At 68.5% G+C, this 21,315-nt stretch carries 22 protein-coding genes; 5 read left to right on the top strand and 17 right to left on the bottom strand.

Going from position 1 to position 21,315, the window contains the following annotated elements:
* Positions 1-11 precede the first annotated feature (11 nt).
* The 4 genes from EV379_RS11980 (at position 12) to glsA (ending at position 4,017) form a co-directional block, all read left to right on the top strand.
* Positions 12-1,364: a threonine/serine exporter family protein gene (locus EV379_RS11980; RefSeq protein WP_130506333.1), complete on the top strand. Its 1,353-nt coding sequence runs from the start codon at positions 12-14 to the stop codon at positions 1,362-1,364.
* Between the two features lie 115 nt (positions 1,365-1,479).
* Positions 1,480-1,872 carry a VOC family protein gene (locus EV379_RS11985; RefSeq protein WP_130506334.1) on the top strand — a complete coding sequence of 131 codons (393 nt, stop codon included), beginning with the start codon at positions 1,480-1,482 and terminating at the stop codon, positions 1,870-1,872.
* A gap of 127 nt (positions 1,873-1,999) precedes the next feature.
* The gene (locus EV379_RS11990; protein WP_242616355.1) at positions 2,000-2,950 is read left to right on the top strand and encodes an alanyl-tRNA editing protein; all 951 of its coding nucleotides are present in this window, start codon (positions 2,000-2,002) and stop codon (positions 2,948-2,950) included.
* The gene (glsA, locus tag EV379_RS11995) at positions 2,947-4,017 is read left to right on the top strand and encodes a glutaminase A (RefSeq protein WP_242616356.1); all 1,071 of its coding nucleotides are present in this window, start codon (positions 2,947-2,949) and stop codon (positions 4,015-4,017) included. Before EV379_RS11990 ends, glsA begins: the two co-directional genes overlap by 4 nt.
* Positions 4,018-4,199: 182 nt before the next feature.
* On the opposite strand, the gene EV379_RS12000 is transcribed toward glsA, so the two are convergent.
* The 13 genes from EV379_RS12000 to EV379_RS12060 form a co-directional block, all read right to left on the bottom strand.
* The gene (locus EV379_RS12000; RefSeq protein ID WP_130506335.1) at positions 4,200-5,000 is read right to left on the bottom strand and encodes a GTP pyrophosphokinase; all 801 of its coding nucleotides are present in this window, start codon (positions 4,998-5,000) and stop codon (positions 4,200-4,202) included.
* A 118-nt stretch (positions 5,001-5,118) separates the two neighbouring features.
* Positions 5,119-5,496 carry a YchJ family protein gene (locus tag EV379_RS12005; protein WP_130507455.1) on the bottom strand — a complete coding sequence of 126 codons (378 nt, stop codon included), beginning with the start codon at positions 5,494-5,496 and terminating at the stop codon, positions 5,119-5,121.
* Between the two features lie 40 nt (positions 5,497-5,536).
* Positions 5,537-6,205 carry a histidine phosphatase family protein gene (locus EV379_RS12010; RefSeq protein WP_130506336.1) on the bottom strand — a complete coding sequence of 223 codons (669 nt, stop codon included), beginning with the start codon at positions 6,203-6,205 and terminating at the stop codon, positions 5,537-5,539.
* Positions 6,206-6,281: 76 nt separating this feature from the next.
* Positions 6,282-6,722 carry a VOC family protein gene (locus EV379_RS12015; RefSeq protein WP_130506337.1) on the bottom strand — a complete coding sequence of 147 codons (441 nt, stop codon included), beginning with the start codon at positions 6,720-6,722 and terminating at the stop codon, positions 6,282-6,284.
* A gap of 87 nt (positions 6,723-6,809) precedes the next feature.
* Entirely contained in the window at positions 6,810-7,736 is a 927-nt protein-coding gene (locus tag EV379_RS12020) for a carbohydrate ABC transporter permease (protein ID WP_130506338.1), read from the bottom strand.
* 9 nt (positions 7,737-7,745) lie between these two features.
* Positions 7,746-8,690 (bottom strand): carbohydrate ABC transporter permease, encoded by a 945-nt coding sequence (locus EV379_RS12025; RefSeq protein ID WP_130506339.1) that lies wholly within the window; start codon positions 8,688-8,690, stop codon positions 7,746-7,748.
* A 2-nt stretch (positions 8,691-8,692) separates the two neighbouring features.
* Positions 8,693-9,595: a phosphodiesterase gene (locus tag EV379_RS12030; RefSeq protein WP_130506340.1), complete on the bottom strand. Its 903-nt coding sequence runs from the start codon at positions 9,593-9,595 to the stop codon at positions 8,693-8,695.
* A complete protein-coding gene (locus tag EV379_RS12035; protein WP_130506341.1) occupies positions 9,592-10,425 on the bottom strand; it encodes a tyrosine-protein phosphatase in 834 nt (277 codons plus the stop codon). The genes EV379_RS12030 and EV379_RS12035 overlap by 4 nt, the downstream gene beginning before the upstream one ends.
* Positions 10,422-11,777, bottom strand: a complete 1,356-nt coding sequence (locus EV379_RS12040) for an extracellular solute-binding protein (RefSeq protein WP_130506342.1) — start codon at positions 11,775-11,777, stop codon at positions 10,422-10,424. Before EV379_RS12040 ends, EV379_RS12035 begins: the two co-directional genes overlap by 4 nt.
* 54 nt (positions 11,778-11,831) lie before the next feature.
* Entirely contained in the window at positions 11,832-12,986 is a 1,155-nt protein-coding gene (locus EV379_RS12045) for an ABC transporter ATP-binding protein (protein ID WP_130506343.1), read from the bottom strand.
* 217 nt (positions 12,987-13,203) lie between these two features.
* Positions 13,204-14,076, bottom strand: a complete 873-nt coding sequence (locus EV379_RS12050; protein ID WP_130506344.1) for a MurR/RpiR family transcriptional regulator — start codon at positions 14,074-14,076, stop codon at positions 13,204-13,206.
* A 63-nt stretch (positions 14,077-14,139) separates the two neighbouring features.
* A complete protein-coding gene (locus EV379_RS12055) occupies positions 14,140-14,442 on the bottom strand; it encodes a hypothetical protein (protein WP_130506345.1) in 303 nt (100 codons plus the stop codon).
* Between the two features lie 9 nt (positions 14,443-14,451).
* The gene (locus EV379_RS12060; RefSeq protein ID WP_130506346.1) at positions 14,452-14,937 is read right to left on the bottom strand and encodes a DoxX family protein; all 486 of its coding nucleotides are present in this window, start codon (positions 14,935-14,937) and stop codon (positions 14,452-14,454) included.
* A 157-nt stretch (positions 14,938-15,094) separates the two neighbouring features.
* Between EV379_RS12060 and EV379_RS12065 the strand changes: the two genes are divergently transcribed.
* Positions 15,095-15,457, top strand: coding sequence for a hypothetical protein (locus tag EV379_RS12065; protein ID WP_130506347.1), 363 nt, complete (start codon positions 15,095-15,097; stop codon positions 15,455-15,457).
* Between the two features lie 103 nt (positions 15,458-15,560).
* Here EV379_RS12065 and EV379_RS12070 read toward each other — a convergent pair whose 3' ends face one another.
* From EV379_RS12070 to EV379_RS12080, 4 genes are all read right to left on the bottom strand, one after another.
* On the bottom strand, positions 15,561-17,843 hold the full coding sequence (locus EV379_RS12070) for a heavy metal translocating P-type ATPase (protein ID WP_130506348.1): 2,283 nt from the start codon (positions 17,841-17,843) through the stop codon (positions 15,561-15,563).
* Entirely contained in the window at positions 17,840-17,989 is a 150-nt protein-coding gene (locus EV379_RS17245; RefSeq protein ID WP_165397360.1) for a hypothetical protein, read from the bottom strand. Before EV379_RS17245 ends, EV379_RS12070 begins: the two co-directional genes overlap by 4 nt.
* Positions 17,990-18,097: 108 nt before the next feature.
* A complete protein-coding gene (mgrA, locus tag EV379_RS12075) occupies positions 18,098-19,150 on the bottom strand; it encodes an L-glyceraldehyde 3-phosphate reductase (RefSeq protein ID WP_130506349.1) in 1,053 nt (350 codons plus the stop codon).
* A gap of 45 nt (positions 19,151-19,195) precedes the next feature.
* The gene (locus tag EV379_RS12080) at positions 19,196-21,163 is read right to left on the bottom strand and encodes an ABC1 kinase family protein (protein ID WP_207226249.1); all 1,968 of its coding nucleotides are present in this window, start codon (positions 21,161-21,163) and stop codon (positions 19,196-19,198) included.
* Positions 21,164-21,315 lie beyond the last annotated feature (152 nt).

The raw sequence follows: 21,315 nt of genomic DNA on the forward strand, positions 1-21,315 counted from the left end.
ACCCTGCGATCATGTCCGTTTCGATAGGAACCGCCGGCCTCTCCTCCACCGAGGCCGCCGATTACACGCGCTCCGTCCTGGACATCGCCATGCGGCTCGCCGAGGTGATGTTCAGCAACGGCGCCGGCGCCGAGGACGTCGTCTCGGCTGTGCTGGCCATCACGCGTGCCTATGGTGTGCGCAACGTCGACGCCGACGTGACGTACTCCGTGATCGAGCTCAGCCACGAGAACCCGTCGACGCACGAGACCATCAGCCGCAGCCGCAACGTGCGCTACCGCACCCTCGACTACTTCACCCTGACCCGCGTGTCGAACCTCATCGCCGAGTTGGTCGAGAATCCCCTCGAGGTCCCGGAGGCCAGGCGCGCGATCGCCCGCATCGTCAGCGCCCCGGCGCTCTACCCACGGATGCTCCGGCGCTTCGGCTGGAGCCTCGTCGGCGCCGGCGCCGCGTTCCTGATCGGCGGCAACTGGATCGTGGCCGTCGCGGCCCTGCTCGCGACGATGTTCATCGACTACCTGACCAGCGCACTCGCGAACCGTCGCGTCCCCGTCTTCTTTCAGACGCTGGCCGGCGGCGCGGTCGGCCCGCTCGTCGCGGCCGCGGTGCACTCCATCGACCCGACGGCGAACACCACTCTCATCGTCGTGGCGACGATCATCATGCTGCTCGCCGGCGTCACCACCTTCGGCGCGGTGCACGACGCCCTCTCCGGCTTCTACGTCACCGGGACCGCCCGCTTCGTCGAGGCGATGTTCGTCACCGGCGGACTGGTCGCCGGTGTCGGGGCGTCATCGCTGCTTGTGGCCCGGTTCGGGCTGATGCTCGAGATCAACCCGTCGTCGGCGACCGGCTTCGGCAACCTGCCCGTGCAGCTGGCGGCATCCGTGTTGATCGTGCTCGGCTTCGCCCTCGCGGTGCAGCTGCCCGTGCGCGCCGTGTGGGCGGCCTGCGTGCTCGGCGCCGTCGCCGAACTCGTCTACGTGCTGGCACTGGACACCATGATCGGCACGGTGTTCGGCGCCGCCATCGCCGCCCTCGCCGTCGGCCTCCTCGCCGCGCTCATGGCGCGGCTGGTGCGGGTGCCGCCGCTCGTCATCGTCGTCTCCGGGCTCGTGCCACTCGTGCCGGGGCTCATCCTCTTCACCGGCCTGATGCAGCTCTCTGAGGGTTCGCTGGACGGCGTGTTGTCGATGCTGGCCGCCGCCTCCGTCGCCGTGGCGCTGGCGGCCGGCGCCATCCTCGGGCAGTACCTCGTGCAGGCCGTGTGGGGCCCGGTGCGCGCGCTGCCACGGCGCTTCGTCGGCCCGCTCATGGCGCTGCCGGTCAAGCTCAACCGTTCCCGCGCCGACAAGTTCTGAGGCGCCCGGCCCGACGGGCCGACGCCGGATGCGTTGCCGTGTGCCGGCCGAGATCCCGCTGGGAATCGCCCGACAAACGCTTGCGGCCCCCGTTCGGGGGTGCTTTGCTGTGCGCATGGGTATGCATGCAGTGGGGGCATTCAGTGGTTTCGCCGTTCGCGACGTCGAGCAGGCTCGCACGTTCTACTCCGACACACTCGGTCTGACGGTGGCGGATGACCGGGGCGGGCTGCGCCTCGATCTGCCCGGCGACGCCGAGACGGCACCGAGCAGTGTATTCGTCTACGGCAAGCCCGATCATGAGCCGGCCGTCTTCACGATCCTCAACTTCGTCGCCACCGACATCGACACGGCCGTCGATGAGCTCGCCGCCGCGGGCGTGAGCACCCTCCGCTACGAGGGCTTCGAGCAAGATGACCGGGGAATCGCCCGCGACCCGCGCGGCCCGGCCATCGCCTGGTTCACCGATCCGTCAGGCAACATCCTCGCGGTTGTTCAGCCGGATTGACGGCGGTGCGGCGCGGCGTGCAGCCGCGCCCTTGCAGAGCCGGGTGTGCACCTTTTCGGGTAAGGAACGCACCCGGCTTTCTCGTTCCACCGTGTACGGGCGCTTCGCCGGGCGACAGAATGGATGCATGACTCTTCCCCAGCCCGACACGAGCGACACCGATCCGATTGACGCCGGCAAACTGAGCGGCACGGACACCATCGTGAGCTACCCCCGCGGTGACACCGGCAACACCGGTGTCGTGCTGCACCGTGAGGCGCTGTCCCCCGCGGCCGACGGCGGCCAGCGCTGGGCCGTGCTGCTCGACACCACGAGCTGCCACCCCGTGGACGCGGCCTGGCCCGATCAGGGTGCCGATCGCGCGGTGCTGCAGCCGGCGGCATCCGCAGACCCGTCGCAGGCCCGGCCGGTCCTCGACTGCGTTGTGGCCGCCACCGACGGCACGCTGCTGCTCCTCGGCGGCGACATCCCCGTGCGCCCTGGCACGCCGGGTTGGGCGTTCGTCGTCGCCCACATCGTCGAGGACGTGAGCGGCCTCGCGGAGGGTGAGCGCGTCGAGCTCGTCGTCGACGCCGAGTACCGTCGTGCCCTCTCGCTCGGGCACAGCGGATGCCACCTCGCCGCGCTCGCGCTGAACCGCGCGGTGGCCGGCCGCTGGAGCAAGGAGGTGCGGGCGGACGGCCTCGGCAGCCCCGACTTCGACGGCATCGCGATCGAGAGCTCGCGCATCGGCGAGTTCGGCTCCGTCGACACGTATCGGCTGAACAAGTCGCTGCGCCGCAAGGGATTCGACGCCGAGGGCCTGGCCGACGCGTTGCCGGAGATCGGCGCCGCGATCAACGCGACGCTCGCCGAGTGGACGGGTGGGCCAGGCGGGATCCACATCGACGCGGAGGGCCCACGGCTGAGCGACCGTCGCCACTGGGTGTGCGAGCTGCCGGATGGCACCGTGCGGATCCCCTGCGGCGGAACCCACGCGCGCTCCCTCGCCGAGCTGGGCGCGGTGACGGTCGCCCTTGAGCTCGCCGACATCGATGGCACGCCGGTGCTGACGATGCGCACCACGGTGGGTGCATGATGGCCACCTCAACGACGCCGCTCGGCCAGGCTGCCGGTGCGCTCAGTGCGGCGGCCGCGCAGACGCCGCGGATCTCGACCGGCACCCTCCCGGAGGCCGATCTCGTCATCCGGCTGCTCGACGAGGCGCACGCCCGCTTCGCCGGGGTCGAAGACGGCGCCGTCGCCGACTACATCCCCGCGCTCGCCTCCTCCGATCCCGCCCAGTTCGGACTCAGCATCGTCGGCGTGCACGGGGCACGGCACTCGGTCGGCGACGCCGGCGTCGCCTTCACCATCCAGAGCATCTCGAAGCCGTTCGTGTTCGCGCTAATGGCGAACGAGCTCGGCCACGAAAAGGTCAGGGAACTGCTCGGCGTCAACAACTCCGGGCTGCCGTTCGACTCGGTGCTCGCCGTCGAGCTGAATCCGGGACGCACGGCGAACCCGATGGTCAACGCCGGGGCCATCGCGACGACCAGCCTGGTTCCCGGGGCGGATGCCGCGGCCAAATGGGAGTTCGTCCGCGCCGGTCTCTCCCGCTTCGCCGGGCGCGAACTCGCCGTTGACGAGGAGGTCTACGCCTCCGAGTCGCACAGCAACGCCCGCAACGAGGGCATCGCCCGGTTGCTCGAGGGCTACGGCCGCATCTACAGCGACCCGATCGAGGCGACCGACATCTACACCAGGCAGTGCTCGCTGCTCGTGACCACGGAGGACCTCGCCGTGATGAGCGCGACGCTCGCCGACGGCGGCGTCAACCCGATCACGCAGGAGCGCGTGATCGACGAGGACTCCTGCAAGCGCACCCTCGCAGTGCTCGCGACGGCCGGCCTCTACGAGCGCTCAGGCGAATGGCTCTACGAGGTGGGTCTCCCGGCCAAGAGCGGGGTCAGCGGCGGCATTATCACGGTGATTCCGGGCAAGGGCGGGCTCGCGAGCTTCTCCCCGCCACTGGATGACGCCGGCAACAGCGTGCGCGGAACCCTCGCGACGGCCTACCTCTCCACGACGCTCGGCCTCAACGTCTTCGCCTCGCAGCCGGTTCCCGCCGCCCCGCCGGTTCCCGCCGCCCCGGTCTCCCCCTGATCCGAGGTGCCTGTCAGCAACTCAGGCAGTCGGGGCGCCGCGATTCTCGGCGCCCCGTCATCGCGGGTATCTCCGCAACGGACTGGGCGCCCTGCCTGAGTTCCTGACCGGGACCACCCGGCCGCGAGCGGCATGCTCGGCCAACGCACGGGCGGCGCGTCAGGTGTGCGGGCCAGCCGGGCTCAGGCCTCGCTGATGTTCGGACGCGGCAGTTCGTCCGGCGCTGGCACAGGCGCGGCATCCGCCGGCCAGAAGGTGCGCAGCAGGGTGTCCGGCAGTTCGAGGGAGCCGACGGCGAGCGGGTCGATGTAGCGCTCGGTGCCGGCATCCAGCGCCTTGACGTCGTCGTGCAACCGCTCCATCGTCACGTCGAGCCGGCTCGCCGTCGCGGCGGCATCGCGCAGTTCGCCGAGCAGGGAGTCCGGCACGTCCCCGTCGTACTTGTAGTAGATCTTGTGCTCGAGGCTCGCCCAGAAGTCCATCGCGATGGTGCGGATCTGCACCTCGACCTTGACCCTGTGCACCTGCTGCGAGAGGAACACCGGCACCTCGATGAGCACGTGCAGGCTCTGGTAGCCGTTCTTCTTCGGCTGGGCGATGTAGTCACGCACCCGCAGCACGGTCACGTCCGCCTGCGTGGTGAGCATGTCGAAGATGCGGTACGCATCCGAGATGAAGCTGCAGGTCACCCGGATGCCCGCGACATCGTGGATGTGTTCAGCGATCTGCTCGACGGTCGGCTCCAGGCCCTTGCGCACGGCCTTGGCGAGGATGCTCTCCGGGCTCTTCAGACGCGAGGAGACGTGCTCGATCGGGCTGTAGTCGTCGCGGTAGCTGAACTCTTCCTTGAGGATGTTCAGCTTCGTCATCATCTCGTCGATGCCGAACTTGTAGCGCAGCATCAGGCCCTCGAACTCGTGCCGAATGCGGGAGAGTTCTTCGAGATCGGGGGGCAGCTGTAACGCGTCTGGACGGTCTGACATGATGCTTCATCGTGGCAGAGCCAGCTTGCGGCTTGCTTGGAGTGTGCTTCGACCGGCGTGATATGGCGACGGATGCCGTGCGCGTCGCGATCGAGCAGGGCGGCAGCGCGCGGCCGGCTCAGTCCAGGTACACCCAGCGGCCGTCCTCGCGCACGAAGCGGCTGTTCTCGTGCTGCGAGCCCCGGCCCTCCTCGTCCCGGTAGTAGGCCGTGAACTCGACGGTGCCCTCGGAATCCAGCATGCCGCCGCGGCTGGAGCCGTCGATGTCGAGCCGGTACCAGCGGAGTCCTGCGTCGAGTTCGAGCTCGGCCGGCCGGGTGCCACTGTGCCAGCTGCGCAGCAGATAGGGCACGTCGCCGACCGCGAAGGCCGAGAAGCGTGAGCGCATCAGCTGCTCGGCGGTGGCGGCATCCGCCTCGCCACGGTGCAGCCGACCGCAGCAGTCCGCGTAGCTCTCGCCGCTCAGGCACGGGCAGCGGGCGCCGTCGTCGATCATCGGGCTGCGCTCTGGCGTCGGTTTGCGCTCTGGCACCGGCTCAGCCCTGGCTCGCGGGGGCAAGCGGCTCGCCGGCTGCACCGTCGAAGCGAGCCTCATCCGGTTCCACCGTCACGGCCGCTCCGAGCCAGGACTCGGCGTGCCAGTGCGTGCCGTCGCCGTCGATGACGACGACGCCCGTGTTGGTGAGCGGGCGCGCCGTGACGAACTCGACGTCGAGATTGCGCACCGCGTAGCCCGCCCACGCGCGCAACATCGCGCCGTGACTGACCAGAGCGGCGCTCTCATGCCCGCCGCCGACGATCTCCTCGATCACCGCATCGAAACGGCCGAAGGCCTCGTGGCCGCTCTCGCCGCCGCGCATCCGCAGGTCGAGGTCGCCGGCCGCCCAGGCCATGCAGGTCTCGAGGTACTCGTGCACCGACGGCCAGTCGGTGAGCATCTCGAGTTCGCCGGCTGCCACCTCGCGGAGCCCGTCCCGCACGATGATGTCGAGCTGGCGGTGCCCGGCCAGCGGCGCAGCCGTCTGCTGCGCACGGTGCTGGCTGGAGGCGTACACCGCCCCGATCGGTTCCCGCGCGAGCAGCTCACCGACCGCGGCGGCCTGCTCGTGGCCGAGCGCGGTGAGTCCGGGGCCGGGCACGCTGGTGTCCAACGCGCCGATCACGTTGGATGGGGTCTGACCGTGGCGGATGAGGAAGAGGCGCATGCTCCGACTTTACGCGTCACGGCTGAGCGCGGGGCCGCATCAGCCTGCCCCGCGCGACGTGCGCCGTGATCGTGATCTATGCGGGGCCAGAGCCCGAGATGTTCACCATCCAGTTGACGCCGTAGCGGTCGGCGCACATGCCGAAGCTGTCGCCCCACGGTGCGGTGACAAGCGGCTGCTGTACCTCTCCGCCATCGCTGAGCTTCTCCCAGTAGCCGCGCAGCACGGCATCGTCGTCGCCGCTCAGCGAGATCGACGTGGCGTTGACGATGTCACCGCCCGGGTCCATGTGCTTCGGAACGTCCGAGCCCATCAGAGTGACGCCGTTGTCGCCGTCGAGCTGACCGTGCATGATCTTGTCGACGTCGCCCGGATCCACACTGCCCGCTTGGTCCCCGCCCATCAGCTCGCCGAAGGTGTTGAGCGTGAGCTCGCCGCCGAAGACGGTCTTGTAGAACTCCATCGCCTCTCGCGCGGTGTCGCGGAAGTTCAGGTAAGGGTTGAGTATCACTGACATGATCGACCTTTCTGTTCTGACGCTGTCGACCCCGATTATCGTCGGGCTGCGCGCCGCACGCCAGACCCGCGCGGCGCGCACATTCCACTATTTGAGGCCGGAGCGCACGAAGGCGTCGACGACGTACCGCTGCAGGAAGATGTAGATCAGGAAGATCGGCAGGCAGGCCAGGCCGGATGCCGCCATCACCGCACCCCAGTTGTTGCCCTCCGTCCCGAGGAAGCTGCGTATACCCACCTGGATCAGGGCGTCCGAGTTCTGCAGGATCAGGGTCGGCCAGAGGTACTCGTTCCAAGCGGAGATGAACAGCATGATGCCGAGTGCGGCGAGCGCCGGCTTCAGGTTCGGAACGACGACCAGCCAGAGCGTACCCCAGCTGGACCGGCCATCCATCTGGCTCGCGTCCAGCAGTTCCCTCGGGAAGGACTCCATGTGCTGGCGCATGAGCATCACGGCGAAGGCTGAGCACAGGTTCGGCACCACGACGCCGGCGATCGTGTTGAGCAGTCCCATCTGCGAGACGAGCACGTAGTTCGGGATCATGGTGACTTGGAAGGGCACCAGCCACGATCCGACGAACACGAGGAACAACACCTTCTTGCCCGGGAAGTCCCACATGGCGAATCCGTACGAGGCGAGCAACGCGACGAACAGCTGGGCCACCGCAAGCACCAGCGCCATCCCGAAGGTGTTCGCGAGCATGCCCATGATCGGGATCGCGTCGACCACGTAGCTGAAATTCTCCAGGCTGAGCGGCCAGGGGATGACGTTTTGGGAGAGCGCATCCTCTGGTGCGCGGAAGGCTGTCGCGAACATCCAGTACACGGGGAAAACGCTGAACAGCGCGAGCACGATGAGCAGCACGTGGCCGACCACCAGGCGCGGAAGCGAGCGCGTCGCGACGGGTTCGTCGTTTGCCTTGCTGCGCGTCGCAGCGGATGCCGCGCCGCCGGTCGGAGCCGAGGCGCGGGTTGGCTGAATGGGAAGAGTGGTGTCGATCGTTGCAAATGCCATGAGGTCCGCCTAGTTGTCGTGGAAGCTCAGTCGCTCGGTCAGCTCGACGAAGATCAGGGCGATCAGCCCGAATCCGACGAAGAACAGCGTGCCGGCCGCCGCTGCGAGTCCGGCATCGAAGTTGCGGAAGCCGAACTGGTAGAGCAGGTAGTAGATGTTGGTGGATGACCCGCTCGGGCCGCCCTGCGTGACGATGTCGATGATCGGGTACGTCCACTGGGCGGAGAGCAGAACGGTCATCAACCCCATGAAGACCAGGCTCGGCGAGAGCAGGGGGACGATGATCTTCCAGGTGATCTGTCGAGTGCTGGCACCGTCGAGGGCCGCGGCTGCCGAGTAGTCCGGGTTGATGCCGGCGAGCCCTGCCGAGATGACGAGCACACCGAAGCCGAGCATCTGCCAGCCGACGATCACGATCACGGCCCAGATCGACAGTGCCGGGTCGCGGAAGACGTTGCCCATGTCCCAGCCGAAAGTCGCAGCGATGGTGGGGATGGTGCCGCCTTCCGGTGCGAACAGCCAGCGCCAGATGGCGCTCGTAGCGACCGGGGTGAGGAGGAACGGAATGAAGATCAGGGCCTGATAGACCGTCTTCGCCCGGCCCTTCACCCGGCGGGCGAGAAGCGCGATGGCGACCGGGAGGAGGAGGGAGAAGACGAGGAACGCAAGAATGTAGACACCCGTGTTGAGCAGCGCCTGGTGCAGCTCCGGCAAGGTGAGCACCGTCGTGTAGTTCTCGGTGCCGACAAAGCTCTTCGGGCTGGTCGGGATGAGGTTCCAGTCGAAGAACGACAGCCAGAAGCTCTCGACCAGGGGCTTGTACGTCCAGGTGACGAGCAGGATGACGGCGGGAATCAGGTAGAGATACGGGGCGAGCCGCAGCTTACGCCGCGGCCGCCCGGGGCGGGTGGCGTCGGCAGGAGCCGGCGCACCCGCCACGGACGGAACGAACATGCCTACGCCTCGGTCGATGCGTTGACGAGGGCGAGCTGTTCGTCTGCGCTCATCTGCATGAACGCGGTCAGCATCTCCGCCGACATCTCGTAGACCGTGGGGAACGAGCCGATCGGCACCACGGAGTGCAGCAGGCGGTCGCTGTACACGTGCACGAGGTTGTACGACTGTCCGCCGTTCTGGCCGCGGGCCGCCGGGTACTCAACCTGCAGGTCCTGGGTGTAGCAGGTGGCCGAAGCGACGGACACCGGCACGCCGGCGAAGGTGCTGTTCGTCGAGTAGTGCAGGTGCCCCCCGAGGATGCCGCGGACATCCGTGCCCTCGATCACCTCGGCGAGACGGTGCTGGTCACGCAGCTCCACGAGGGCGAGCAGCCCGAGCGGGCTCGGCACGGGCGGGTGGTGCATCGCAATGAGCGTCCCGTCGGGAGCCGGAGTGGCGAGTACGTCGCGCAGCCAGTCGAGTTGAGCGTCGCTGATCTCACCGTAGTGTTGCCCCGGAACCGTCGAGTCAAGCGAGATGATCCGCAGGCCGTTGATGTCGAAGACACGGTCGATCGGGTCGGTGTCGGCCGGTTCGTCGAGCAGGCCCACCCGGAACGCGCCGCGTTCGTCGTGGTTGCCGATGACCCAGACCACCTCGGCACCGAGGGCCGCGGCCGCAGGCTCGACGATGGCGCGGAGGCGGGCGTATGCGTTGGCCTGCCCGGCATCGGCGAGGTCGCCCGTGAACACGATGGCTTCCGGTCGGGCGCCGGACTTCGCGAAGCCCTCGAACAGCTGCACCAGGTTGGCGTCGCTGTCGATGCTGTCGTGGAGCAGGTCACCGGTCTCGACGAAGTGCGTGTCGCTCAGGTGGAGGATGAAGTGGTCGGCGGCCGGAAACTGGCCCTGAAATGCGTTCATGCTGCGTTCTCCTCAGAGGTGTCGGTTGCAGAGTTATCGGTTGCAGAGATGTCGGTGGTGGTGTCGCGGATGAGCGTCAGGCGGAGCGCCTGCAGGTCGTCGGCGCTGAGCCCTTCGGCCAGCAGGTACTCCGCGGCGGACCCGTGTTCCCTGTCGATCCGGTCGAGCAGCGTTTCGAGCAGCTCGGGCGGGCTGGCGCTCATGATGGTGTTGAGCTCCGCGCTGTCTGGGATACCGTGCGCCAGCATCTGGCCGCGAATGGTCTCCACCCATTCGCCGCGCAGGTTCTCCTCCGTCGCCGCATAGTCGGCAACGACATCGCGGCGAGAGACACCGGCGGCGAGCTGGGCCAGTGCGATGACGAGGCCGGTGCGGTCCTTCCCCGCCGTGCAGTGCACGAGGACGGGCGTGTCGGCGGAGCGGGCGATCAGCTCGATCGCTCGAACGACGTTGGCGCCGAAGCTGTCGATGATGGAGTCATAGATGCCGGCCAGGGTGACGTCTGCCGTGGCCATCGTCTGGGGGTCGGCGCCCTCGAAGATCGGCGCGTTCACCACCTCGGCCCCGACACCGTCAAGGCGACTGGGATCGCGACCCTGTTCGGATGTGTCGCGGAGGTCGACGACGAGTCCGATCCGGAGGTCGCGGAGCATCTCCTGGCCCTCAGCGGTCAGCCTGTGCAGGCCGTCCGACCGGAAGAGCTTGCCCCAGCGGAGCTGCCCGTCGGTGGCCGGGTAGCCGCCGGCGTCACGCAGGTTGTACGTTCCGGGGACGCGAATCGGGGAGTGGCCGTTTGCGGCCGCGGGCGTGATCATCTGTTCTGCGCTCACTTGCTGATCAGCTCCTGGGCGCGCTCCTGCGCGGCGCCGAGAGTCTTCGCCGGGTCCTTGCCGTAGAAGACGGACTCTTCGATTGCGGTCGCCAGGATGTCGTCGACCTGCACATAGCTGTTGCCCGGGTACGACACCCACGGCTCGAGGTTGTCGAGCTGGGCGAGGTTGGGAGCGACCAGCGGGTTGCCGGCGGCCCACTCGGCGAGCGGCCCGTCGCCCTCAGTCATGGTGTTGCGCAGCGGCAGGTAGCCGATGGTGCTCGTGATCGTCTCGTAGGCGTGGGCGCTCGTCATGAAGCTGATGAACTCCCAGGATGCGCGCTGCTTCGCCGGGTCGGTGCTGAAGGTGAACAGGGCCGAGCCGGAGTTCGTCGGGACGACGGGCTGGTCGCCGAATGCGGGCATGCCGGTGTTCTTCAGTTCCCAGCCGCCCGCCTGCGCGGCGCCCATGTACATGCCCTGAAGTGCGGAGGTCTGCAGCTGCATCACCGAGTCGCCGCGGGCGAAGCCTTCCATCTGGGCCAGCGAGTCCTGGTTGGCGAGGACCCCCTCGTCGAACAGTTCGCGCAGCTCCTGGATGGCGCCGACGGCGTTCTCCTCGCCGAACTCGATCGTGCTGCGGTCCTCGCTGAGCACGCGTCCGTCGTTCGAGCGGATGATGCCCTGCATGCACCAGTTGCCGCCCTTGACCGCGCACGACAGGGTCAACGCGGGCTTGCCCGTCTTCGCGGTGACGGTGCGGGCGACGTCGGCGACGGCATCCCAGGTCGACAGGTCGACATCGGCCGGGACGCCCGCGGCCTCCAGCGCCGTTGCGTTGTAGAACAGCACCGGGGTGGAGAAGACGTACGGCATGCCGTAGGTCACGCCGTCCCAGTCGGCCAGGGTGGCCGCGCGCTCGTGGAACGGGTACTCGCCGCCGAGGTGCTCCTGGATGGCCTCCGAACCGACGAGTTTCTCCAGGGGCTGGGCACCGAGCTCGTTGACGGTGAAGTCGAGGGCGTCGAAGGTGATCTGAGCGACATCCGGTGCCGCCCCGGCCAGCATCTGGGTCTGCACGCTTCCGACCGTATTGCCGCTGTCGCCCTGGGTGGGCTGCGCGGTGACTGTGATGTTCGGGTGCTCGGCCATGAAATCGGCAACGAGGCTGTTGACGGTGTCGGTCCAGGGGCCGGCCTGCAGCAGGTTGTAGGTCTCGAAGACGATGCTGACCTTCTGGTCGGCGGCCAGCTCGGGGACGGTGCCGGATGCCGTGCCAGCGGTGTCTGTGGCCGCGGAGGCGCAGCCGGTGAATGCGAGAGTTCCGGCCGTCAGGACGGCCAGGACGCTCAGGGATCGGCGAAGACGCATGGTGGAGAACTCCTTGGGGTGTAGGTGATGTGGTGGGTGGTGTGGTGGTGAGGGTCAGACGGTGGCGAGGGCGTCGGCGGGGAGCGCGGTCCCGCCCTGCGCCGGTGCGGCATCCGCGCGCCACTCGAGGCGGCGACCGGTGACGGCGTCGAAGAGGTGCACGTGTTCGACGGCGGCGCGGAGCACGATCTCGGAGCCGGCGGCGACGGCGCCGGTACGGGGAACCCGTGCGGCCACGCGGTCTTCGCCGACGCGGACGTAGACGATCTCCTCGCTGCCGAGGTTCTCGATGATGTCGACGGTGCCGGTGATCGTCAGCCCGGTCGCCGCTGTCACCGCTGCGGCGGGCGCAACCGGGGTGAGGTGTTCCGGTCTGACGCCGAGGACCGCTTCGAATGGTGCGACATCGCCCTCCCAGAGCACGGCGTCGAGGCCGACGGCACCGAGACGCACCATGCCGGACGTCGCGGTCACGTCGACATTTCGCAGATTCATGGCCGGGCTGCCGAGGAACCCGGCCACGAACACGGATGCCGGGCGATCGTAGACCTCTTCCGGGGTGCCGACCTGCTCGAGGCGACCCTTGTTGAGCACGGCGATCTTCGTAGCCATAGTCATCGCCTCGACCTGGTCGTGCGTGACGTAGACAAATGTGGCGCCGAGCCGGCGGTGCAGGCTGGTCAGCTCGTGACGAGTGGCCGTACGCAGCTTCGCATCCAGGTTGGAGAGCGGTTCGTCCATCAGGAAGGCACGGGGGTTGCGCACAAGGGCGCGACCGACCGCGACGCGCTGGCGTTGGCCGCCGCTGAGCTCCTTCGGCTTGCGCTGCAAGAGGTGGTCGATCTCGAGCATGCGGGCAACCTCGCTGACGCGCTCACGGATGGCAGCTTTATCGACGCCGGCGACCCGCAGCGGAAAGCCCAGGTTTCGCGCGACGCTGAGGTGGGGGTAGAGCGCGTAGCTCTGGAAGACCATCGCCAGGTCCCGCTTCTTCGACGGTTCGGCAGTGATGTCGCGCCCGTCGAGAAGGAGGCGGCCGCTCGTCGGCTCGAGCAGGCCGGCGATCATGCGCAGCAATGTCGTCTTGCCGCATCCGCTCGGGCCGAGCAGCACGAGGAAGTCACCGTCATCGACGGTGAGGGTGACGGAATCGACCGCCGCCGTCTTCGCAAACTCTCGCGAGAGGTTGTCAATCTGGATGGTTCCCATGGCTCTTCTCCTCGTGTCCGGGAACGGCGCTTCCTCAGATGGGAGAGCGAGGAAATACCGTTCCACTGGAGATTCGCCGGTGCCGATGAATCGAAAGGAGCGGTCAGGTGAACGACAGGTTTGCGGGATCGGAACAGTCGAACCGGCCGATTCCGGGGTCGCCGAAGGGCGACGTCAGGCACGCTGTCACGACGTCGTCGGGCCGTCGGGGTGTGGGCTACTCCCCCTCGATGATGTCGAGCGCTTCGTCGAGCAGCGGCCCGGAGGGACCGGCGGTGTGGCCGAGGATGGATGCGACGGCATCCTGCAGGGCGGCAAGGAGTAGAACCTGGATGATGTTGCCGCTGACGGCGCCGTCAGCCCAGGAATGGTAGCTCGCGCCAGCGACAAGGGAATGGTCGGCCAACTGGCTGAGCGGCGAGCGGGAGTAACTCGTAACCCCGACCACGATGGCACTCGATGCCCGTGCAGCCTTGACGGCACGCAGCGTCACGCTGTTCATGCCGCTGTCGCTGACTGCGATGCAGACGTCGCCGGAACCGAGGGTGCGGGCCGAGAGTTGTTGCGTCACCGAGTCGTGCGGCGCCTCGACCGGACGACCGGCGGTGAGCAGGCGCAGCGCCATCATCTGGGCGCTGGGCCCTGATCCGCCGTTGGAGACGAGGAGCACGCGCCGTGCCGCGGCGATCGCCCGGGCGGCGGCGTCGAACGCGTCGTAATCGAGAGCGCCAAGGGCACTGTTCAGATCGCGTGCTGCGGATTCGAAGAGCGCCGGGACTCTCCCGCGGCTCCCAGCTGCACGGTCGACGTCGCTGTCCCTGCTGCTCTCAGCGGCTCCGAGATCACGCAACAGCAGCAGCCGCAGGTGTTGGAAACCGCGAAAGCCGAGGTTCTGGCACGCCCGGATGACCGTCGCCGGTGACGTGTCGGTGCGGGCAGCCAGATCTGCGACCGAGAGCATTGCAACGCCGGGCGCGTCATCGGCGCACGCCTGCGCCACGCGCTGTTCGCTCGGCACCAGCGATGGGATCAGGGAGCGGATCACGCCCACGGTATCGCCCGGCAGCGGATCGGCGGTCAGATGTGTCATGCCGCCGTGTTTACCATGCCGCGGTTACGCCCAGGCAAAGCGAGCGCGCCGGGCCTGCCAGAATCAGCGAGTGCGAAGGCGACCGGGCAGGAACGGCAGCAGTGGCGGCGTGTAGACGAGCGCGGCCGGCGGGGTCTCGTCGAAGACGTACACGGCCGTGCCCCAGCGCCAGATCCGGTTGAAGATGAAGACGCGGATGACGCCGGAGGCGCCGACCCGCTCTGCGGCCTCCGGAAGCTGCCAGGTGCCGACGCCCCACTGTGCCGGCTGACCCCGGCCGGCGATGACGACCGTCGGTTTGGACCGCCAGCTGAACAACGGCTTCTTCAGCGTCAGTTCGAGACGCGGGGTCGGGGCTGCAGGCATCCGTCCAGCCTAGGCCGCTCGCCGGCCGGGCTCCGTCGCGCGTGGGCGGTCCCGCCACGCTGCGGTGGACCAGAGCGCCACGGCGACGAGCAACGGCTGGAAGAAGAGTCGCCCGAAGCGCGCACCATCGCTGTCCAGGCCGAAACCGTCGCGGGCGTCCAGCCACTGCCCGATATTGCCGGGGAAGACCGCGACGAAGAAGAGCGCGACCGCCCAGCCAACGGGCACACGCCGCTTGGCGAGCAACACAAGCGCGCCGCCGAGGGTGATCTCGGCGATGCCGGAGAGCACGACAACGAGATCGGGATCAAGTGGCAGCCACGGCGGCACCTGCGCCTGAAACTCCTCGCGAGCGAAGGTCAGGTGGCCGACACCGGCGACGGTGAGCGCCACCCCGAGGGCGACGCGCACGATCGTGCGCCCGAGTGTTGTGCGTTCCCTCGGCTCGAGCAGCCGGGCAAGGAAGCCCCTCGTCGTTTCATCAGACGCACTCATCGGTGGTGGTGGACCCTTCGCTCGGTAGGCGGAATCATGACGGGCGCGAACACGACATCCGAGCAGCGTGGCACAGTATTCCGTTCCGCACCATCGATGGTGCCGATGGCGCTTTCGTCGCCGCCGTGCTCAGCCGGATCGCCTACGCTTGGACATCATGGTCAGCAGACGAGACGCCGCCATCCGTCTGGATATTCCATTCGAGATGGCAACCCGCAACGGCATCCCCTCCCGCATCAGCGAGGAGGAGCTCGCCGAGATCGACGCGAACCCGCCGGCCTGGCTCGCCCAGTCGCGGGCCAACCGCACGGGCAAGAAGCCGGTGTGGGTCCAGCTCACATGTGTGGTCTGTGGCTTCACCGAGCCGGCACGGCCGAAGAAGTGGTGGCCGGATTTCACCTACCTGAGCTGCGACGACCACGACATGCACGAGGTGCCTGAGCCCGCCGCCGGCCTCAGCCGCAGCGAGGTCTACGGCGTCGGCAGCCGCTTCATCGGCGTCGTCGACGCACGCCCGTAGACCGCACGACGAAAAACGCAGGACCACAGCGGCGCCGGGTCCCTAGACGGGGCGGCGAGGCTGTGGTCCTGCGGTGTCGACCGGCTACTCGGCGGGTGGCCTCTTACGCCCGTGAGCGGAATCCGCGCAGGCGCAGGCTGTTGCTCACGACGAACACGCTCGAGAACGCCATCGCGGCTCCGGCGAGCATCGGGTTCAGCAGGCCGAGCGCGGCCAGCGGGATCGCGGCCACGTTGTAGGCGAAGGCCCAGAACAGGTTCACCTTGATCGTGCCGAGGGTGCGCCGGGAGAGCCGGATCGCATCGGCCGCGCTGCGGAGGTCGCCGCGCACCAGGGTGAGATCCGCAGCCTCGATGGCGGCGTCCGTCCCTGTACCCATGGCGAGGCCGAGATCGGCCTGCGCGAGGGCGGCTGCGTCGTTCACACCGTCGCCGACCATGGCGACGACACTGCCCTCCGCCTGCAGCTGGGCGATCACCTCGAGCTTCTGCTGCGGCAACACCTCGGCGATGACACGCTCGATTCCGACCTGGGCGGCCACCCGACGCGCGACGGTCTCGTTGTCGCCGGTGAGCAGGATCGGCGTGAGCCCGAGCGAGACGAACTGGGCGATCGCCTCCGCACTCGTCGCCTTGACGGCATCCGCGACCACCAGCACGCCGCGCGCCCGGCCATCCCACGCTACGAGCACGGCGGTCTGACCGGCGTTCTCGGCCTCGGCCTTGGCCGCGGTGAGCTCACGCGGAGTCTCGATCGCCCACTCGTCGAGCAGCGAGTCACGGCCGACGAGCACGAGGTGCCCGTCGACGATGCCCTGCACGCCCTTGCCCTCGATGTTCACGAAGCTCTCGACGGCCGGCAGCGCGCCGACTCGCTCCGTCGCCCCCTTCGCGATGGCCTGCGCGATCGGGTGCTCCGAGGCGTCTTCGATGGCGCCGGCGATGCGCAGCAGCTCGTCCTCGTCCACGCCGTCCGCGGCCGTGACACCGAGCAGGGTCATCTTGCCCGTCGTGACCGTCCCCGTCTTGTCGAGGACGATCGTGTCGACCTTCTTCGTCGACTCCAGAACCTCCGGGCCCTTGATCAGGATGCCGAGCTGCGCGCCCCGACCGGTTCCGACGAGCAGGGCCGTCGGGGTCGCCAGGCCGAGCGCGCAGGGGCACGCGATGATGAGCACGGCGACCGCCGCGGTGAACGCGGCAGCGGCGGGGAAGCCGGCGCCGAGCCATGCGCCGAGCGTCGCCACGGCGATCGCGATCACGATCGGCACGAAGATGCCGGAGACCCGGTCGGCCAGCCGTTGCACCTCCGCCTTGCCCGACTGTGCGTCTTCGACGAGCTTGGCCATCTGGGCGAGCTGGGTGTCGGCTCCGATGCGGGTTGCCCGCACGATGAGGCGTCCACCGGCGTTGACGGTGGCGCCGACGACCGCGTCGCCTGCCGCGACCTCGACGGGCACAGACTCACCGGTGAGCATCGAGGCGTCGACGGCCGATGTGCCGTCGACGACGACGCCGTCGGTGGCGATCTTCTCGCCTGGGCGCACCACGAACTCGTCGCCGACGGCGAGGTCATCGATCGAGATGAGCGTCTCGCTGCCGCCGCGCAGCACGGCGACCTCCTTCGCACCGAGCTCGAGCAGGGCGCGCATCGCGGCTCCGGCCTGACGCTTGGAGCGCTTCTCGAAGTAGCGGCCGGCAAGCACGAACATGGTCACGCCGGCGGCGACCTCGAGGTAGATGTTCGCCGCGCCATCGCTCGGCGCGACGGTGAGCTCGAATGGATGGGTCATGCCCGGCATTCCGGCTGTGCCGAGGAAGAGCGCGTAGACCGACCAGAGCAGGGCGGCCAGCGTTCCGACCGAGACCAGGGTGTCCATGGTCGCCGCACCGTGGCGCAGATTCGTCCACGCCGCCTTGTGGAACGGCCAGGCGGCCCACACGACGACGGGCGCCGCGAGCACGAGCGATGCCCACTGCCAGTACGTGAATTGCAGGGCGGGGATCATCGCCATCGCGATGACGGGAACCGAGAGCACGATGCTGCCGATGAGCCGCTGGCGGAGGCCGGTGAGCTCGGCATCCGGCGCCTCGCCCACGGCATCGCGCGCCGGCTCGGCCTTCTTCGCCGGAACGGCGGCGGTGTAGCCGGTCTTCTCGACCTCGGCGATGAGGGCGGCGACGTCGACGCCGGCTGGAGCGCTCACCCGGGCCTTCTCGGTCGCGTAGTTGACGCTCGCCGTGACCCCGTCGATCTTGTTGAGCTTCTTCTCGATGCGCATGGCACACGACGCGCACGTCATGCCGCCGATCTCGAGCTCAATGTCCCTGGCGTCGACCAACCCGGCGCCGGCGAGCTCCGTGCTGCTCAGCTCGGTTCCGCTCATGACTCTGCCCCGTCGTGGGTCTCGGTGTGCTGAACGGATGCCGGCGGGGCGAAGGATTCCGCAACCACTCCGGCAACGCCATAGCTCAGCCCGAACACCGCGACGAGCCCCAACCCGTACAGGCCGAGTGTGAGTGCTGCTTTCATACTGTTCTCCTCGTGCTCAGGTCCTTGATACCCCCTAGGGGTATTCATCACCTGCACACAACAGCATACCCCCTCTGGGTATTCCTTGCCCAGCGGGCGGCATCCGCGTCATGGGTGCAGCGTCGGAAGCGGGCCGCCACGGCGCGCATCCGCCCAGAGGTCGACGCCCGCGTCGCCCGCGAAGGTGTCGATCGCTGCGAGTTCCTCCACGCTGAAGTCGAGCCGGTCGAGCGCCGCCACGTTCTCCTCGAGCTGCTCCACCCGGCTCGCGCCGATGACGAGGCTCGTGACCCGCTCGTCGCGGAGCGCCCAGGCGAGGGCGAGCTGGGCCAGGCTCTGGCCGCGCCCGGCGGCGATTGCGGCGAGACCGCGGATCCGTTCGAAATTCTCGGCGGAGAGCATGTCGGCGCCCAGCGAGCCGTCGGTCGCCGCCCGGGAGCCGTCTGGCACGCCGCCGAGGTACTTGCCGGTGAGCAGCCCCTGCGCGAGCGCCGTGAAGCCGATCACGCCGAAGCCCTCCTCGCCGGCGGTCTCGAGCAGGCCATCGGTCTCGACCCAGCGGTTGAGCATCGAGTAGGAGGGCTGGTGGATGAGGAGCGGGGTGCCGAGCTCGCGCAGCAGCACCGCCATCTCGCGACTCGCGGCGGCGTCGTAGGAGGAGATCCCGATGTATCGCGTGCGCCCGGAGCGCACGGCGTGGTCGAGGGCCGCCGCCGTCTCATCGAGCGGTGTGCCGGGGTCGGGGCGGTGCGAGTAGAAGATGTCGACGCTGTCGAGCCCCAATCGCGTCAGCGACTGGTCCAGTGACGCCAGCAGGTGCTTCCGGCTGGCGCCGACACCGTACGGCCCCGGCCACATGTCCCAGCCCGCCTTCGTCGACACGACGATCTCGTCGCGGTATGGCGCGAGATCCTCCGCCAGCACCCGCCCGACATTGCGCTCGGCCGCCCCATAGGGCGGGCCGTAGTTGTTCGCCAGATCGAAGTGGGTGATCCCGAGGTCGAAGGCGCGGCGCACGATCTCGCGCTGCTGATCGAGCGCCCGATCATCGCCGAAGTTCTGCCAGAGCCCCAGCGAGAGAGCCGGCAGCTTCAGCCCCGACCTCCCCGTGCGGCGGTAGAGCATGCGGTCGTAGCGGTCGTCGGCGGCGCGGTGGGACATGCGTTCATGCTACCGAGAGCGGCCCCGACGACGGCGGGCCGCGTCCTAGTCGCGCCCCCGCACCCGGAACACGTCGAAGAACACGCGCAGGGCGAGGACACCGGAGAGCAGCACGAGCATGTAGCCGAAGATCTGGAACAGGCTGAGGCTCTCCGTCACCTGCGGGCCGGCATCGCTGATCAGCAGCATGGCCGCCATGATGCCGAATGCGGCCGCGAGCACGGTCACCACGACGAGGTTCACGAGGTCGCGGATCAGCGCACGGTCTCGCCGATCGGCGAGGAGCCGCACGTTCACGCTGAGTCGACCCTCCGCCAGCGCTCCACTCAGCCGGTCGATGCGGGCAGGCAGCCGGCGCACGATGGGCAGCACCGAGAGGATCTCGTCGTTGATGCTGGTGAAGATCGCCTTCGGGGTGAGCCCGGCTGCAACACGCTCTGCCGCGTATCCTCCTGCCTCGGTGAGGATGTCGAACTCCGGGCTGAGCACACGCAGCGTGCCCTCGAGGGTCGCAACGGCACGGAAGGCCAGGGCCAGCTCGGAGGGGACGGCGATGCGGTTGTCGCTCAGCATGCGCACCATTTCGGTGAACACGGTGACGTCGAGCGAGGAGCCGGGGCCGAGCCTGGTGGCGACGAAGACCCCGATCTGCCGGCGCAGAGCGATCTCGTCGATGTCGTCCGGCAGCTCGACGAAGGCGAGCAGCGCGTCGGTGAACGCGCCGGCGTCGCCCCGGTAGAAGGCGAGCAGCACATCGCCGATCTGCCCGCGGAGCTCGGAGTCCAGCCGTCCGACCGAGCCGAAGTCGAGCAGCACGAGCTCACCGTCGGCACGGAGGATGATGTTGCCGGGGTGCAGATCGGCGTGGAAGACGCCGTCGTCGATGATCTGGGCGAGGGTCGAGCGCAGAAGCCGTTGGGCTTGCTCGAGGCGCTCCTCCGCTGAGTGCTCCCGCAGCGCGCGCTGATCGCTGAGGGTATCGCCGTCGACGAGTTCCATCACCAGCACACGACTGGTGCAGTACTCCTCATAGTGTTCCGGGATGCCGACGCGGGCGGCATCCGCATGCCCCGCCTGCGTCACGGCCATGGCGGTCATGTTGCCCGCCTCGACGCGGTAGTTCAGCTCGTCTCGCAGGCTCGCTGCGAAGCCGGCCGCGAGGTCGCGCACGCCGAGTTCCCTCCCCCACTGGGTGCTCTGCTCCAGCTGCGTGGCGAGCCGCAGTGTGATGTCGAGGTCGCGCTCAACCGACGGGATGATGCCAGGCCGCTGCACCTTGACCGCGACCTCCTCGCCGCTGATCAGGCGTGCCCGGTGGACCTGGCCGATGGATGCCGCGGCGAGCGGGGTCTGGTCGAACGAGGCGAACACGGTCTCGACCGGAGCACCCAGCTCGGCCTCCAGCAACACGGCCACCTCGCCCCACTCGGCCGCCGGCACGCGCTGCTGCAGCATGGACAGTTCGCTGAGGTACTCGACCGGGAGCAGGTCGGTGCGGGTGGACAGCACCTGTCCGAGTTTGACGAAGGCACCGCCGGCCTCCTCGAGCGCCCCGCGGAGCGCCCGCGCCTGTTTGCGGCGCTCGGCACTGCCGACGCTCGACTGTTCGGTGTTCAGCCGAAACGGAACGAGGCCATGCCGAACCGCGATGCGGGACACATCGCTGTAACGGCGGGTCCGCAACCGCCAGGCCTTGAAGGCGTGCAGCCAGCGATCGGGTCGGGGAATGGTGCCAGTCGGCACCAGCAGCTCTGCGATGACGAGGAAGGCGACCGCTGCGAAGAACACGATGCCGATCTGCAGCGGCAGCAGCGCCGGGCTGTATTCCTGCACGCCCCAGACGAAGCGGGCCTCGAATCCGAGCTCGGCTCCCAGCCCGACCAGTCCGGCCAGCAGGAGTCGGGCGAGACCGATCCGCACGCCCAGGATGCGCCGAGCGAAGGCCGAGAGGACGAACATGAACACCACCGTGACGATGCTCATCACAACAATGTTCCCGATCACAGCGCCCATGCAGGCCTCCCTCATTCCGCCCCGCGAAGCCTACCGCTCGAGGGGACAAAGCATTAGAGCAGACTTCGGTGCGCGGCGATACCAACTTTTGATTGACAACTGTCGGAGAATGGCGGCATGGAACATTCGACGGCGGGCACGGCGCGCGGTGA

Origin of the sequence: Microterricola gilva, assembly GCF_004217495.1 — a bacterium.
Taxonomy (GTDB): domain Bacteria; phylum Actinomycetota; class Actinomycetes; order Actinomycetales; family Microbacteriaceae; genus Microterricola; species Microterricola gilva.